This window comes from Mycoplasma sp. SG1 (genome assembly GCF_023612375.1).
Lineage (GTDB): Bacteria > Bacillota_I > Bacilli_A > Mycoplasmatales > SG1 > SG1.
Map to the genome: position 1 here is coordinate 25848 of NZ_CP076852.1, position 14948 is coordinate 40795.

Consider the following 14948-nt stretch of genomic DNA (forward strand, 5'->3'; position numbering starts at 1 on the left):
ACTGGAGGCACTGGTCAGAATCGAACTGACAATAAAAGTTTTGCAGACTCCTGCCTTAACCATTTGGCTACAGTACCAGATAACATTTAATCTAACCGATTAATATTATAAATTAAAAAAAATAAATAAGATATATTAATTATTAAAAGTCTTAAAAAAATTTAAGATTTTAACAGAAGATTGTAATAGTTAGCTATCTCATTGTTTAAATTATAATCTAAAACTTCGGCATTTAAATTAAACATTTGAGGTTTTCAAACATTATTAATTCAACCATTAATATTAGGTTGTGGATTATTGAATGAAGAGTCAAGTCAAAACAGTGATCTAAAGTAGGCAGGTTCAGTTTGTTGGTACTGTTTTCTGAAATGTTCAAAAATTTGGTTATTGGGAATTGAAAAGCTGTAATTATCGGTACTATCAACCCCTGAATTATAAGAAAGAAGATAAGAAATTAAATTTTCAGCTAATGCTTTTTTTTGTTGTGACAAGTTTTTATTGATAACAAAACCATCAGCATTAACCGTTTGTGATTTATCATCATTAATTGGAACGTTGTTAGATGAGTTAAGAAAAGTGGGTAAATAAGCATTTTGTGATTGATATTTATCAGTAATATCTCTTACCTTTATGCTTTCTGCAAACGATGAATTATAAGTTAAAGCATAATCAAATTTTTCATTATTTAAATAAGTATCGATATCATCAGAATGAATCGAAACAGTTCCTTGACTAAAGGGTCCTTTTATAACATCATAAACATCTTTCACACAACTAGGAGATGAAAAATTAATAAATGATAGATCTTTGATGTTGCTAAAGCAGTCATTGTAATAGGACTTATATTGATCTTTTTTTAAATAAATAATCACTTTACCTAAAGTAAAAACTATTCTAGGATCATCTTGTATAATAACATTTTTACCATTTTCAATAGCGTTTCATAATTGAAGTCATGGATTTAAATTATTATGCTCGCTTTTTTTTGATATGATTTGGGTGTTTTGAATAAAGGCAGGGAAAAAATAACCTTGATTATCGTTTATATTCTTTGAAGTTAAATGATCGCCTGAATTGTCGATTGGAATTCTATTGTAAACATCGTTAACCATTTCAAACATTGTTGTGCTATCATTTGAAGGGTTATTTTTATTTATCAATTGTTCAATGTATTGTGAGTTAAGGGGTTGAATTAAATCGCTTGCTTTTAAATAAGAAACAAAATAATCAGATGGCATCATGACATCAAAAGATGCGGTGTTAAGTTTATTTGAAAGTTCCTCGTTTGAAGAATAAGTAATCAATTGAACATTCCATCCTGTTTTATCTTCTCATTTTCTAATCGAACTATCAGTAAAATATTCAGATCAAACTGCTAATGATATGACTTTCTGATTTGAAACAAAATAATAAATTAATAAACCAACCCCACCCAATGATAAAGATGATAATCCAAAAACAGATAAAACTTTCCGTGAAAGTAGTTTATTTTTGATCAAAAATGTTTTTGGTCTTTTAGGTTTTTTTTCAACAACTTGATTATCGCTTTTTAAAATCGGTTTTGAAGTTATTTTAAATCATTTCAAAAAGTAGTTTTTAACTTTTAAAAATTTACTATTATCAGCGGTTAAGTTGTTGAGTGCTAATTTAGTTTTTCTTGATTTGATTTTTGTTAAAGATTGGAAAACGATAAAAAGAACTACTAAAAATAAAATTAATAAAACTCCGAAAGCGTTAACAAATGGTTGGAAATGACGCATTGTATAAATATAAACAGAATAATTTTGTAAAGAGCCTGATGTGAAATAAGAAATAATAAAATCATCGATGCTCATCGCAAAAGCAATCGCTGCCCCTGCGTATATACCATTTTTAATTAACGGAATGATAACTTTTTTGATGGTATAAAACGGCGTTGCGCCTAGGTCAAGACTTGCATCTAAGTAATGCTTATTAACTGATTTTAATTTCGCTAAAACTGTAATCGTTACATACGGAACTGAAAAACTAATATGAGCAGCTAATAATGTTAAAAAACCAAACGAAAAAGCTAACGAAATAAAGAGAATCATTAACGATGCTCCGATAATAATATCAGCATTAATTAAGGGAATATTATTAAAGAATTGAATAACTGCTTGTGATTTTTTTGACAGTCTTTGAAAACTAATCGCAGCTAAAGTACCTATAACAGTTGAAATAAAAGTCGAAAGTAAGGAAATAAGAATTGAAACTAAGATAGCTTTTAAAAATAAAGATTGTTTAAATAAATCACCATAGTATTTAAAACCAAAACTAAAACCACTAAAACTTCAAGTTTGCCCTGAGTTGTTAAATGAAAAAATAAAAACAACTAATAAAGGCAAATAAAGAAACAAAATCATTATTAAAAGAAATGCAGTTGAAAATCAAGAAGATTTTTTCAATTTTTTTAATTTTTTCATAATATTACTTTAACGGCTTTTTTCGATGTCAAACTTTAGTTTGCAGGAACTTAGAAATTAATTTAAAAATATACAATGAAAAGTAAATAACAACTAAAACAATCAAAGATATAGCAGCAGCAAAACTAAAATTATTGCTTCTAAAAAAGAAGTTTTCAATGACATTTGAAATTAAAACATGCTTTCCGCCCCCTAAAAAATGCGGAATTACCAACGAAGTTGCTGTTGATATAAAAACTAAAATAAAACCAGCAAAAATACCATTAATCGAAAGCGGAATGATTATTTTTCGAATTGTTGCTCAATTACTTGCGCCAAGATCTGAACTAGCATTAATATAATCTTTATCAATTGAATTTAAAGAATTGTAAACATTAATGATTAGAAAAGGAACAAAAGCATTAACTGCTCCAATAACGATCCCACCCCAAGTTCCGACTAAGTCAAAATTAGCATTTGAGATTAAATGAAAAAAAGATGTTAGACCATATGTTCTTATTAACAAATTGATTCAAATTGGAAAAATAAATAAGGCCCATAAAAATTGTTTTCTTAATTGATGTTTAACTTTATAGGCTAAAATATAAGCTACTGGATAACCGATGATAAGACAAATAATTGATGTAATAAATGCAACTAAAATTGTATATAAAAGAACTAAACCAAGGTCTTGATTGTTAAAAAAATTAATAAACTGTTGAAAACTAATTTTTAAAAAACCTTGATGACTGTATGAAATAATCGCATAAATAATCGTGATTAAAAACGGTAACAAAATTAATAAACCCAAAACTATCATATATGGAGTTATTAATAAAACTAAACTGTTAATGTTTTTCAAACTGCGCGTAAGAAGTAAAAATAATTTTTTCATGTTATTCTCCTTCTTTTCACATGACATGAATAGCATCTTCATCTCATTGAATTGCTACTCTTTTACCAATAATAAAATTGATTGTTGTGTCAACTAAATAAATCCGATCACTACCATCTGCTTTAAAGACAACCTCTCAATGAACCCCTTGAAAACTTTTTGAAATAATCACACCATTGAAAAAGCCTTTATTTTCAAAACAAATTTTAATATCTTCAGGTCTTAAAACAATATCAACTGGTTCATTTTCACCAAAATCAATATCTAAACAATAAAATTCTTTATCATCTCATTTAACAAAATTGTTTTTAACAAAAATACCATCTTTAATAATGTTTGATTTACCAATGAAGGTAGCAGTTCAAAGATCATCTGGTTCATTATAAATTTCGATAGGATCTCCGATTTGTTTAATCTGGCCTTGGTTAATTAAAATAATTCGATCGCTTATTAATAAAGCTTCGTTTTGATCATGAGTTACTAAAATAAATGTAATCCCAACCTCTTTTTGAATTCTTTTTAACTCCACTTGCATAACTTTACGATGCAATGGATCAAGGGCTGATAAGGCTTCATCTAATAAAAGAATTTTTGGTTTATTAATTAAGGCACGCGCAATTGCAACTCTTTGCTGTTGTCCACCTGATAAGGTATCAACAGAAGCATGTTTAAAATCAACTAATTTAACTAATTTAAGAAGTTTGTCAACTTCTTTATCAATTACTTCTTTTGATCATTTTTTTATTCTAGGTCCATATGCTATGTTTTCATAAACATCCATATGTGGAAATAAAGCGAAATTTTGAAAAATAATGTTAAAGCTCCGCTTATACGGCGGTTCTTTATTAATTAATTTATTTTCAAAAAAAATTTCCCCAGAGTTCATTGGTTCTAGCCCTGCAAGAATTTTTAAAATAGTAGATTTCCCAGATCCAGATGGACCAAGAATGGATACAAATTCACCACTTTTTATATTAAAATTAAGCCCTTTTAAAATAATCTTATTATCATATTCTTTAGAAAGATTTCGAACTTCTAAATATGATGAAAGAACAGAACTTTTCTTTTTTAAAGCTTGAATTATTGGCTTTTTCTTTTTTTTTACTTCTGAAATAACACTTGTCACCTATCACTCCCCCTTCATTACATTATTTAAAAGGAAAAATACTATTTTGTAATTTATAGAATACAATTATACAAATAATTTATTTTTTGTTAATAAAAAATAAAGTGTAAAAAATCTTTTAAATCGACTCGTCAATCATTTTTGCTATATGATGGTCATTCGTTTTTTTAAAAATTGTTTTCACGTAAGGCAAAACAACTGGATTGTAATTAGCAGTTGTAAAACTATTTTTAAAAATTTGAAACATCGAAACATCATTTCCGTTGTCGCCTGCCACTAAAACTTCATCATTTTTTAAGTTTAAATACTTACAAAGTTTAAGAACAGCATTGCCTTTGTTAACATTTGTTGTTGTTATTTCAAAAACAAGATTATTGCTCATTATAAAGAGTTCTAAATTAATATTATTTTCATTTAATCAAGATTTAAAACTTTTGATTTGTTCTTCATTGTTAAAAATAACCAATAATTTAAAAAAAGGAATAGAAAGTTTTTCTAAGTCTGCTTTATTAATCATTTTAGGCGACATATGATATGGAGAAAAACAATGATAATTAATATGTAAATTTATTTCTTCGTCATATTTTGAAACTTTGTTGTGATACATTATTTGATTATGACCATCGAAAAAGAAAAGAAAAATAGTTGGAAAAGATGATAAATATTCTCAAATTTTTAAATATTCTTCTTTATTAAAAGGTGCTGAAAAAATAAACTTCTCTTTCTTAAAATCATATATTTGCGCACCATTATTTGATATTAAAAAACCAGCATTTTTATCTAAAGAAAGTTCTTTTACAAAATTAACTGAATTTTCAAAAGCTCTTCCGGTTGCTATCGTTATTATCTTATTTTCTTTCTGTCATTTAGTACAAGTTTTAATGTTTTCAGTAGAAAGCAATGAATTAGAATTCAACAAAGTTCCATCTAAATCAAAAACGCATAATTTAATGTTTTTTTTCATTTTTAAGTATTTAAAATATGATTGTTAATAACATCAGCAACAGCTGATTGACCTGCAGATTTAGTTGAAACAACATCCGCAATTTCTTTAATTTTTTTAACTGCGTTTCTTGGACAAGCCTTAAAACCAGAATAAATTAAAAGATCATAATCATTTTCGCTATCACCGATGGCTGCAACTTGTGTTAAAGGTAAAATATTTTTAGTTTGACATAGAAACTCAACGGCAGTTTTCTTTGAAACGCCTTTTGGTGTCACTTCAATAATTCTTTTTTGAAAAACAAATTGATAATCTAAATTAAGCGATTCAGTCAAGTTTTTAATTATTTGAATTGATTTTTTAGAAAATCCACAAAATAAGTTTTTAGAAAAAATAGACAGCTTAAAACACTTCGTATCATCATTAAACTCTGTTATATTAAATTTAATCAAATCATGAAAATAATATTTCTTAATTCTTTTCTTCAAAAAACTGCATGATATATTAGACAATGATTTATTTTTAATGCCAATAACAAATAAAAATTTATTTTGGTATAAAACTTGAATAAACTTTTTTAAAATGTTGATTTTTTTGAAAGGTTTTTCAAGCAAATAAACATTGTTTTTACAATCATAAACTAAAGCTCCGTTATAAGCAACTCAATAGTTATTAAATTTGGGTTGAAATAGATTTAAACTATTTGCAAAAAAAACAGTGGAAGCTTCGTTTCTACCAGTGGTTATAAGAATGCTTGTCCCACTTTTCATTAAATTATTACAAGCGTACTTGTTTTTAATACTAATCTTTAATTTACGATTTAGTAATGTTCCATCTAAATCAATGCAAAAGAATTTATAGACCATTTTATTAAGATTTTATAATTAAAAACTATTGATAATTTTTAATGTATGCTTCTAACATTTCCTTAGTCTTAAAACCTTCTGTTCTAAAAATTTCTTTTTTGTTTTTAAAAAATATAAGAGCAGGGATAGAAGATACTTTTCAAATTTGATTAGCAAAAGCACGATCACTGTCAACATTAAATTTATAAATTTTTGTTGATTGTGTTTTATTTAATTCATCAACAACTTGCGATAACATACGACATGGCCCGCATCATTCTGCAAAAAAATCAACAATAAATAGTTCATCTGTTGATTGAAGTATTTTTTCAAATTCTTTTTTTGTTATTATTATTGTATTCCCCATTTTATTTCTTATTACTTAATATTATTTATATTCTTTTTATATTTAATTAGCCTTAAAAATTAAATTATAGTTTATTCCGTTATTCCATTTTTAAAAAATAATAAAACTTTTAAATTTTTTTAAAAATGGTGCAGATGATGGGACTCTAACCCATACGGAATAATTCCATTAGATCCTAAGTCTAACGCGTCTATACAATTTCGCCACATCCGCAATTATTAGTGTAAATTTTTCTTTTTTAAAAAAATATCACCTTTAAAATTATATAAACTTTATCTATAAAATGTTAAATTTTTGAGTAAAAAATATCAAATTAAAATTAATTTGTAATTAAATTTTGACTTTCTTCAATCATTATTTTTACCCCAGAAGAAGTACCAATTCTTGAAACACCTTTACTTATATATGCTTTTGCAAGTGGATAGTCTCTAATTCCACCAGATGCTTTAATTTTAGTGAATGATCCAGCTATTGCTTTTTTCATTACTTCAACCGCTTCAAAAGTTGCACCGTGTTTGCTAAAACCTGTTGAAGTTTTTACAAAGTCATAATGTAACTTTGCTGCTAATTTAGATACTTCAAAAATTTCATCATCGGTTAAAAGACATGTTTCAAGAATTAATTTTATTACTTTACCTTGTGAAAATTTTCTTAGTTCATATAATTCTTGTTCAACTAGTTCATAGTGGTTTGATTTTATTCATGAAATGTTAACAACAACATCTATTTCATCAGCACCATCTTTTATAACTTCCTTTGTTTCAAAAATTTTTGAAGAAGTTGAAGAATTACCTAATGGAAAAGCGACAACAGCAGCAATTTTGATATTTGTTCCTTGTAAAAATTTTTTAGCATATTTAACAAAACATCCAGGAACACAAACAGCATAAAATTGATAAACTCTTGCCTGCTCACATAAAGTGGCAACTTCATGCAATGTTAAGTCTGCTTTTAGCGCTGTATGATCAATATATTGGTTAATTTTTATTTTTTTATCCATAATTTTTTATTGTAATTTTTTACATATTTCTATTTATTAAATTCTTGATTTTTATAAGTTTCTAATAAGTTAGAAATTAAAGAAACAACCGTTAAAGGCCCAACTCCTCCAGGCACAGGTGTTATCATTCTTACCTTTTTGGAAACAAAATTAAAATCAACATCTCCATAAACTTTATCATTTATTATTGATGTTCCGATGTCAATAACGATGGCATCATTGTTAACCATATACTCTTGAATCAAATTTATTTTACCAACACAACTTATAACAATATCAGCTTTTTTAGTAAAAACTGAAATATCAGAAGTAAATTTATTACATGTTGTTACGGTTGCACGAGAATTTAATAACATGTTAGTTAATGCTCTTCCAGTTATTAGTCCATCACCAACAATTGTGATATTCTTGCTTTTTGGATCAATTCCATATTCATTAAATAAAAGAAATATAGCAGACACGATTGCAGGTTGAAAAACTGGCTCAAACTTTTCAGAATTTAACAATCCATAATTATATGGATTTAATCCATCAATATCTTTTTTCTTAGAAATTGATGATAAAATTCTTTTTAATGAATAAGTTTTTGGAATTGGAAGTTGAATAATTAATCCATGAATTGAATCATTTTGATTAATTTCTTTGATTTTTTCAACTATCACATTTTCAAACGTTGTCTCAGGAAACTGATAAGTTAATACATTAATCCCGATGTTTTTACATGTTTTGATTTTTATTTTAATAAACTTATGACTAGCAATATCTTCGCCAATTCAAATAATAGCAAGGGTTGGTCTTTGATAACCTGAATGAACCCACTTTGAAATTAAATTTTGATAGTTATGAAGTTTTTGTTTTGCTAATTTTTCGCCATTAAGTAAGATCATGTAATAAAATTAATCCCTAATATTCTAAATAATTATATTTCTTTTATTTCCTTTTACTTTATAAATAAATTAGAAAGTCCTTAAATTTTCTTATTTAAAGATTGTTATTTTGATAAAATAGTAAGTAAAGAATAAAATAAAAAATAAAAAATAAAAAATAAAAAATGTCAAAAATAATTGATATAAAAGGTCGACAGGTTTTAGATTCTAGAGGAACTCCGACCGTTGAAGTTGAAATATTAACAGAAATGATGATCAGTGCTACTGCAATAGTTCCATCTGGGGCATCAACTGGAGAAAAAGAAGCTTATGAATTAAGAGATAATGATCCAAAATACTTTAATGGAAAAAGTGTTTTAAAGGCTGTAGAAAATGTTAATACAATCATTAAAAAGGCTATTCTTGAAAATGAAATATATTCTGAAAATCAAGAAGAACTTGATAATTTATTAATAAAATTGGACGGAACAAAAAATAAAAGCAAATTAGGAGCGAATGCAATTTTAGCGGTTTCTATGGCTGCAGCTAAAGTTTCAGCGATGGAACAAAGTACTCCTTTATATAAATATCTAGGTGGGGTTGGAAGCAATGTATTACCAATTCCATTTTTAAACGTTATCAATGGTGGTGCTCATGCTGATAATATTATAGATTTTCAAGAATTTATGATTGTTCCAACTGGGGCTAAATGCTTTTCTCATGCTATGGAAATGGCATACAATGTTTACAATAATATTAAGAAAATTTTAAAAAACAAAGGATTATCTACTAATGTTGGAGATGAAGGGGGTTTTGCTCCAAATCTAGAAAGTATTGAACATGTCTTAGATATTTTGGTTGAAGCTATCAAAATGAGTGGCTATAACCCAAAACAATTCGGAAAAAATGCAGTTGCAATAGCTTTGGATGTTGCTGCTAGTGAATTGAATATAAAATCAGGTCCTGATACAGGTAAATACTTAATGAAAAAGCTTTCTAAAAAACACAACAAAAACATCATCAAAACAAGCGATGAAATGATCGCTTTTTATGAAACTCTGATCAATAAATACCCTGTTGTTTCAATTGAAGATGGCCTTGGAGAACATGATTGGGCTGGATTTGAAAAATTAAACAAAGCGATAGGTAATAAAGTTCAAATTGTTGGTGATGATTTGTTTGTAACAAACCCTAAATTAATTGTTAAAGGAATTGAAAATAAAGCGGCTAATTCTGTTTTAATAAAAATTAATCAAATTGGAACAATAACAGAAACTATCCAAGCAATTAACTTAGCTAAAAAATACAATATGTCTGCAATGATTAGTCATAGATCTGGAGAAACAGAAGACACATTTATCGCAGATTTAGCAGTTGCATTTAATACTGGTCAAATAAAAACTGGTGCTATGAGCAGAAGTGAAAGAATTGCTAAATTTAATCGCCTTCTAAGAATCGAAGAATCTTTAGATAAATCAGCTCATTACTTAGGTTTGTGTGGTTGTGCTTTTTACAATTTAAAAGATAAAGACTTAAAATAAATAAATTATTTTAATTTAAAGTTATAAAATAAATTAACATCTTTTTTAACATTATGTTTATCATAATCTTTTAAGAATGTTAGTTTAATTAACGTTTTAATTTCTTTGTCATTAACAGATTTATACTTAAAATTAAGCTCAAAATTGTAACCTCATTTTTTTAATTTATTTTCAAAAAAATTATTAACTAATTGTTTGTAACTATCTTTGTTTATTAACAACTCGTTATTTTGATCAATTATTAAGTTTTTTACTAAGGTAGAACTTAACGATTGATCTTTATATCAATACTTGGGATCAAAAAATTTTTTTTCCTCAGCAGAAAAAGCGACATCATTATTATTATTATCAGAGGATGAATTGTTTCAAAAATAAAGCTTAAATAATAAACCCCCCACAAACACTCCAATAAAAATAATAAACAATAAAATTTTTATTATTATATTCTTTCTAAAATTTTTAAAGTCCATTGATTATCAAGTAGAATGATTTATTGTTGTAAGTGAATTCTGGTCATTTTTACTATCATACATTTTTAAAGTGTTTAAATCGTATATTACTTTAAAGTTGATGATTTTATTTACCTCAAGATTTATAATCAATTGGGCGGGGGCATCATCGTTATAAATATTAAGCGGAAGTCCATGATATGCTTTATCGTTGCTTGGAGCGGTTTTATAAAATTGATTCTGCGATGGATCATAATAAAAGTAGTCATTAATTGAAAAAAGATGCTTATAACATCCATCTTTTGAATCTTGAGTAATTTTTATAACTGGTAGATTTTTTGGATCTGAAAAATAATGGTGAATAGAACCTTCAGTGATTGAAACAGATTTAATCTCTATTCCGACATATTTTTTTGATTTAATTGTTAAAAAGTTATTATTTAAAGTAACAGTATGGTCGTTTGCTAGTTTGGTAATAAACTCTAAATTGATATCTTTTGACTCTTGTTCTTTTGACTCATTGTAATTAATTTGCAAGGTGCTATTAAGCTGTAGATTGCCTCCAGTTGAATTATTTATAAAAACATCGCCATAATTATTTGATTTTTCTAAAACCAAATGTCATTTTGTCAGATTATAGTGTCAAAATTTTGACGCATCTAATATATCTGGAAAAAATGGATCTAAATAAAAAGTAATGTAGTTTATATTTTGAAATTCTGTTTTTGGAACTATTAGTGTAAAGTAATCTTCGGATGCAATTGGTGTTTGTTTTTCTTTTTTTACAGGTAAAAATAATTTACCGTTGATCGAATATAAAAGTTCATATTTTAAAAGTTCATTTTGCTGTTTAGGAATATCGTTGTAATAATAAACTTTGATTTGATAATTAAGATCGGGGTTTTCTTTAAAAATTGCTTTAGTAAAATGAAATTTACATCAATCAATTTGGATGAAATCAATTTTTGATTCATTATCTACGTATTCAAATTGATCCTCTCTGTGTTCGGTGTTGTCTTTCTCTGCAGGATGATAAATATAGTCTTGGATGAAAATACAAAATCCAAAAGCGAATAAAATAAATAAAAAGAATAAAAATAGAATAAAATATGTTAACTTGGACATAAGAATTAAGGATGTGTTATTGTGTTTGTTTTGTATCTAAAAAGTTCATATATATGAAAAAAATGCATAAAAAAATACAATATAAATTGCATTTATTGGAAAAAATAATTTTTTAAATATAAAAAACTTTATTTTATTTTATTTAAAAGTGAATTAAAAAGTAAATCTTTTTTTTTAGGATTTGTCTCTAATTTTGAATGAATGTAATAATCTTTGTCATTAATTTCTAAATCAAAAATATGTGACTTTAGTTGTTTAAATTTTAATTTCTGGTTAATTTTATCAAATTTTGTAAAAATTATAAAATGTGGAAAAGATTTAAAATCTTTGTAAATTGCAATATCATTTTCCGTTAATTTTCACCTTAAATCAAAAAGAAAAATGACTAATTTAATTTTTTCTGTTTTGGTTTGAAATAAATGTGATATTGCTGTTTGAGCGCGTTTTTGTTGTACAAAACTCATCTTTGAAAAACCATAACCAGGTGTATCAATTAAATAACCGTTAAAATTATTTAATTGAAAAGTAAAATAATTTAAAAGTTGTGTTCTTCCTGGCGTTTTTGAGATATATGCTAGGCGTTTATTATTTGAAATTCAGTTAATAAACGAACTTTTACCAACATTTGATTTCCCAATTAAAATTATTAATTCAGAATCAATGTTTAAACTTTGTGGTGATGAAGAAAAAAACTTAAGTGATACTTGCAAAATTATTCCCTTAAAGCGAAACAATTTCCATGAACTAAATCATCGCTTTTTATTGTATTTATGTCAATAACATCATCTTTAATTGGTTTATTTTCAAAGAGATAGTCATACAATTCAGAATAATGAGAAATAGGGATGATTTTTAAATCTTTTAATACCTCTTTTGGAACATCAACTAAGTTTTTAACATTTTCCTTTGGAATAAAGATAGTTGTTATTTTTGAACGAGCGGCTGAAATTAATTTTTCTTTTAATCCGCCAATTGCTAAAACTTTACCTGTCAAAGTTATTTCTCCAGTCATAGCTATGTATTTACTTACAGCAATATTTTTCAGCATACTAATAATAGCAGAAGTTAATGTAATACCAGCGCTTGGTCCATCTTTTGATACAGCCCCTTCAGGAACGTGAATGTGAATGTCTTTTTTATCAAAACCCTTGATCGGAATATTAAATCTTTTTGCCTTGGATTTAATATAGTCTAAAGCGATTGATGCTGATTCTTTCATAACATCCCCTAGTTGCCCTGTTAAAACAAGATTGCTTTTTCCATCAAAACTTGTTACCTCAATTGGTAAAATATCTCCTCCAAATTGAGTTCATGCCAAGCCAGTAACAACACCAGGGATATTTTTTGCTTCGCGTTTTGTGTAATTATAAATTTCATATCCTAGAAATTCCTTAACTACTTGTTTTGTTACCTGCATTTTTTTAATTTTATTTTGTAAAATTAAAAGAACAACTTTTCTAGCTATTTTTAAAAGCAGTCTTTCTAATTGTCTTACGCCAGCTTCTTTTGTATAGTAATTGATGATATATAAAATAGCCTCTTTCGTAAAACTTAACTCGCTTGATGTTAATCCCGATGCTAATAATACTTTTTTAATTAAATAATATTTTGTAATTTGAAGCTTTTCTAGTTCTGTATAAGATGATAAACTAATAATCTCCATTCTATCAAGGAGCGGATAAGGTATGTCTTCAACATAATTAGCGGATGCTATAAACATAACATGACTTAAATCATATGTTTCTTCAAGATAGTGATCTGAAAAAGATTTATTTTGTTCAGGATCAAGAACTTCAAGCATTGCACTTGATGGGTCTCCCCTAAAATCTGAATTCATTTTATCAATTTCATCAAGCAAAATAACTGGATTTATAACTTCAGCTTTTCTCATTGTTTGGATAATTTTTCCAGGCATAGCCCCAATGTATGTTCTACGATGACCTCTTATTTCAGCCTCATCTCTAACCCCACCTAATGATATTTTAAAAAATTTACGATCAATAGATTCAGCAATTGATTTAGCCAATGATGTTTTCCAACCCCTGGAGGCCCAACTAAACAAATAATATCACCAAAACCGGTTTTATTAGTTTTTTCTAATTGTATTTTTACAGCTATATATTCAACAATTCTTTCTTTTAATTTTTTTAAACCATAATGGTTTGATTCAAGAATTTTTCAAACTTTATCTAAATCTTTTGATTCTTTACGAACCTGCCATCATGGTAATTTTATTAATCAATCAATGTATGAATAAATAACATTACTTTCAGCTGAAGCTTGAGGAATAATTTCGTATTTTTTTAATTCTTCTAAAATTTTAGCTTTGATATTTTCAGGATATGGTTCTGTTTGAACTTTATTTCGAATCTCATTAATATCTGTGTCTTTGCCAGAAAGTTCGCCAAGTTCTTCTTTTATAACTTTTAATTTTTCTCTTAAAAGATATTCTTTTTGCGTTTCATCAATTTTTGAACGGATTTTTTTTGAAATTCTTTTTTCAATATCTTTTGAAGATTTTTGTCGTTTTAATTCATCAATTAAAATTTCCAAACGTCTTTTAACGTTAGAATCTTTTAAAATTTGTTGTTTTATTTTTGAAGAAATCGGTAAATAATGAGCAATACCATCGCAAATCAAAGATATATTTTTATCATTATCATAAGCATCAGATGAGCTCATGAAATTACTTGGAATTAAATTTTTGGTAATGATTTGTTCATCAAGTAAAGTGATGATTTGATTCAACAAACTTTTTTTATCAACCAAACTAGATGGTTCCTCTTTTGGTAATTTGTATGTTGAATAAAATATACCGTTTTTAATAGATATATCCTCTTTTGAAATTTGAGTCCGACTAATACCTTTGATCATGATTTTTTTAGAACCATGAATCATTATATTTTCTGCTATTGGCGATATATGGGCTAAAACTCCATATTCGTAAATATCATCAACTGCCGGAGAATCTATTTCTTGATCTTTTTGTGAAATAATAATACAATCTCCATTATAATTTTCAAAAATAACTTGAATCGTTTGAATACTTATATCCCTGGCAAAATCAATTTCAAGTGAATATCCAGGAAAAATAAATAATTCTCTAGTAATTAAAATCGGTAAGTATGACTTTTTATTTATTTTTGATTTAGAAATTTTTGAAGGTGTTTTTTTATTATTTATTTCTTGTTCCATTTGCTATGATTTGTTGTTTATTTTCCATCTTATCTATAATCTAAACTTTTTAATTTCTTATGATTATTAAAACAAAATCTTATCTATATTTTTATTTAGAAAAATATTATATAAAATTACAAAATTTTAAGTTATTTGTAACTTTCTTATTAATCTACAAAAAATAGAATTAT

Annotated in this window: 14 protein-coding genes and 2 tRNA genes; 1 reads left to right on the top strand and 15 read right to left on the bottom strand. The window is 26.4% G+C overall.

The features are described from left to right. Nucleotides 1-2: 2 nt before the first annotated feature. The 10 genes from JRW51_RS00200 to JRW51_RS00245 form a co-directional block, all read right to left on the bottom strand. Nucleotides 3-77 (bottom strand) — tRNA-Cys (locus tag JRW51_RS00200). Between the two features lie 84 nt (nt 78-161). After that, on the bottom strand, nt 162-2444 hold the full coding sequence (locus JRW51_RS00205; RefSeq protein WP_250328677.1) for an ABC transporter permease subunit: 2283 nt from the start codon (nt 2442-2444) through the stop codon (nt 162-164). 4 nt (nt 2445-2448) lie between these two features. Next, a complete protein-coding gene (locus tag JRW51_RS00210) occupies nt 2449-3318 on the bottom strand; it encodes an ABC transporter permease (RefSeq protein WP_250328678.1) in 870 nt (289 codons plus the stop codon). A 1-nt stretch (nt 3319) separates the two neighbouring features. Next, entirely contained in the window at nt 3320-4357 is a 1038-nt protein-coding gene (locus tag JRW51_RS00215) for an ABC transporter ATP-binding protein (protein WP_416234522.1), read from the bottom strand. A 205-nt stretch (nt 4358-4562) separates the two neighbouring features. Continuing rightward, the gene (locus JRW51_RS00220; RefSeq protein ID WP_250328680.1) at nt 4563-5408 is read right to left on the bottom strand and encodes an HAD family hydrolase; all 846 of its coding nucleotides are present in this window, start codon (nt 5406-5408) and stop codon (nt 4563-4565) included. Between the two features lie 2 nt (nt 5409-5410). Then, entirely contained in the window at nt 5411-6253 is an 843-nt protein-coding gene (locus tag JRW51_RS00225; RefSeq protein ID WP_250328681.1) for an HAD-IIB family hydrolase, read from the bottom strand. Nucleotides 6254-6278: 25 nt separating this feature from the next. Next, nucleotides 6279-6599, bottom strand: coding sequence for a thioredoxin family protein (locus tag JRW51_RS00230; RefSeq protein ID WP_250328682.1), 321 nt, complete (start codon nt 6597-6599; stop codon nt 6279-6281). Nucleotides 6600-6725: 126 nt separating this feature from the next. Beyond that, a tRNA-Leu gene (locus JRW51_RS00235) sits at nt 6726-6812 on the bottom strand. A 106-nt stretch (nt 6813-6918) separates the two neighbouring features. Beyond that, complete coding sequence (deoC, locus tag JRW51_RS00240) at nt 6919-7599, bottom strand: deoxyribose-phosphate aldolase (protein ID WP_250328683.1); 681 nt, start codon at nt 7597-7599, stop codon at nt 6919-6921. Between the two features lie 29 nt (nt 7600-7628). Then, nucleotides 7629-8486, bottom strand: a complete 858-nt coding sequence (locus JRW51_RS00245) for a bifunctional 5,10-methylenetetrahydrofolate dehydrogenase/5,10-methenyltetrahydrofolate cyclohydrolase (protein WP_250328684.1) — start codon at nt 8484-8486, stop codon at nt 7629-7631. Between the two features lie 164 nt (nt 8487-8650). On the opposite strand from JRW51_RS00245, the gene eno reads away from it, so the two are divergent. Further along, entirely contained in the window at nt 8651-10006 is a 1356-nt protein-coding gene (gene eno, locus JRW51_RS00250; RefSeq protein ID WP_250328685.1) for a phosphopyruvate hydratase, read from the top strand. Nucleotides 10007-10011: 5 nt separating this feature from the next. Here eno and JRW51_RS00255 read toward each other — a convergent pair whose 3' ends face one another. From JRW51_RS00255 to JRW51_RS00275, 5 genes are all read right to left on the bottom strand, one after another. Next, entirely contained in the window at nt 10012-10476 is a 465-nt protein-coding gene (locus tag JRW51_RS00255) for a hypothetical protein (protein WP_250328686.1), read from the bottom strand. 3 nt (nt 10477-10479) lie between these two features. Beyond that, nucleotides 10480-11580, bottom strand: a complete 1101-nt coding sequence (locus tag JRW51_RS00260) for a hypothetical protein (RefSeq protein ID WP_250328687.1) — start codon at nt 11578-11580, stop codon at nt 10480-10482. 128 nt (nt 11581-11708) lie between these two features. Then, nucleotides 11709-12290, bottom strand: coding sequence for a ribosome biogenesis GTP-binding protein YihA/YsxC (yihA, locus tag JRW51_RS00265; protein ID WP_250328688.1), 582 nt, complete (start codon nt 12288-12290; stop codon nt 11709-11711). Between the two features lie 2 nt (nt 12291-12292). After that, the gene (lon, locus tag JRW51_RS00270) at nt 12293-13606 is read right to left on the bottom strand and encodes an endopeptidase La (RefSeq protein ID WP_250328689.1); all 1314 of its coding nucleotides are present in this window, start codon (nt 13604-13606) and stop codon (nt 12293-12295) included. After that, the gene (locus JRW51_RS00275) at nt 13552-14775 is read right to left on the bottom strand and encodes an LON peptidase substrate-binding domain-containing protein (RefSeq protein ID WP_250328690.1); all 1224 of its coding nucleotides are present in this window, start codon (nt 14773-14775) and stop codon (nt 13552-13554) included. The genes lon and JRW51_RS00275 overlap by 55 nt, the downstream gene beginning before the upstream one ends. Nucleotides 14776-14948 lie beyond the last annotated feature (173 nt).